The 1,809-nt window shown below is 64.4% G+C and carries 1 protein-coding gene; it reads right to left on the bottom strand.

Features of this window, described 5'->3' with window-relative positions; genetic code table 11:
• Nucleotides 1–1,649: IS1634 family transposase (locus tag LRF89_RS13115; RefSeq protein ID WP_238637351.1), on the bottom strand; the 1,649-nt coding region annotated here is incomplete at its 3' end.
• Between the last annotated feature and the right edge of the window lie 160 nt (nt 1,650–1,809).

Below are 1,809 nucleotides of genomic sequence, written 5' to 3'. Positions count from 1 at the left end.
GTCACCTCCAGTTGGTCGAATAGGTCGAGCTGGACCGCGTCCGGCCGGGTGATCCCGGTCAAGCGGTGGCCCTCAATGTTCACCCCGTGGAATTGCAGTTGCTTCAGAGCCTCGAGGGCGCGCTCGACGCTGATGCTCGCGCCGCGGTGTTTGAGCCGCATGCGCATGACCCGGTGGAGCAGAAGCGCGAGGAAGCAGATCGCCGCGTGCGCGTAGATCCGCTCCGGCAGCCGATGGTAGACCGGGGCGATCTCAAGATCGCGCTTGAGAACCCGGAAGCCACGCTCGATATCGGCCAGCGACTTGTAACGGGCCACGACGTCCTCGGCCCCGAGATCCGGCACGTTGGTCAGTAGCACCAGCTTGCCATCCAGGCGCTGCGCTCGATCGACCGCGTCCTCAAGCACCTCAAACGTAAAGCGCCCGTCCTCGATGGCCATCCCGAAGAAACGGCTGTACTGCTTCTCCAGAACAGCCCGCTGAAAACGCGCGAATGCGCCGGCGTCAGTGGCCTGGCGGCCCCGACTGCGTTCGCCCGCATCCTGGGCATCGAGCTTGGCGACCAGTTCATCCCCAAAGGCGGCCAATTCATCGATCTTCTCCCGGCGGCGCTGGCGCATCGCGGCCGCCGCCTCCGGGTCATGCGCGACGACCAGGCGCCGGCCATCCATGCGGGTCTCGCGGACACTCGGCACTTCGCTGGCAAACTCCAGGGTGTCGATGGCGGCGGCAAAGTCGCTGTATCGTCCCGCGGGCACCGCAAGGATGTACTCCAACTGGTGACCATCGCCGACGGTCATGGCCTCGATCTGCTCGACGTTATCCAGGCTGATTAGCCCCCGGTCGGCGACAACGACGACCCGCCGGATGGGGTAGCGCTTGAGGCAGCGCTGGAGCATCGGCAGCAGCGTACGCACTTCGGCGATGTTGCCCTCGAACAGCTCAAAGTCCAGTGGCAGGCCCTCGGCCGTCTGGATCAGTCCGAGCACGCACTGGCGGGCCACACCGTTCTTGTCCTTGCTCCGCCCGAAACGGCGGAGATCATCCTCGAAATCCGATTCTCCGTAGCTGTGGATTGACGTCAGATCATAAAAGACAATCGATAACTCTTGATCGATCAGCGGCTTGAGTCGCGCGGCCAGCGTGTCATGGAAGCGCCTGCGGTTACGCTCGATCGCATCCATGGCCCGCAGCAGCTGCTGATGCGTGATCGTGTCGGTCTCGATCCCCGGGAGGACGGCTCGTTCGAACCAGCGCAGGACACCGAGCTTGCTCTCGGGATCACAGAGGCGGTTGAGCACCATGGCGCGGACCAGCGGTTCCGGCTCCACGCTGCGCGCCCCAACACGCAACGCCCGGCGTAACCCTTCGTCGAGACCAAGTTCTCGCCATAGCTCGGTCAGTACCCATGGCGCACCGAGCTCTCGCGACGGCTCGAACTCCGGCGGGCGCTCGAGCAACATGGACGCATCGGCCCCGGTATGGCGCAGGAGACCGGAGACCAGGCGCTCCACGTCTTTCTGGCCGATCTGGTCGGCTCGGCCAAGCTGCGCCACCTGGCGGTGACGAGTCCGCCCCTGCTCGTCTCGGTAGCCCTCGACGAGTCGGAGGTAGACGTGGTTGCCTGAGCGGGAGGCGCGTATGAACATGGTCCAGCATCATAGCGCCTTTCTTGCATCTAACCAACAGCCTGTCTGATTACCCCTGGCACAACGGCCTCTCGCCCGATTTTGCGACTAACCCATTGATCCGCCGAGGCCCGCACCCTCCGGAACCCGCTTTTTGGCCCGTTTACTGTCGAACTCCGGG

The sequence above is a fragment of the Halorhodospira sp. 9621 genome, assembly GCF_022228055.1.
In the GTDB taxonomy this organism is placed as follows: domain Bacteria; phylum Pseudomonadota; class Gammaproteobacteria; order Nitrococcales; family Halorhodospiraceae; genus Halorhodospira; species Halorhodospira halophila_A.
The sequence above is the reverse complement of the archived record's forward strand: the minus strand, read 5'-3'. Positions and strand labels throughout refer to the sequence as shown.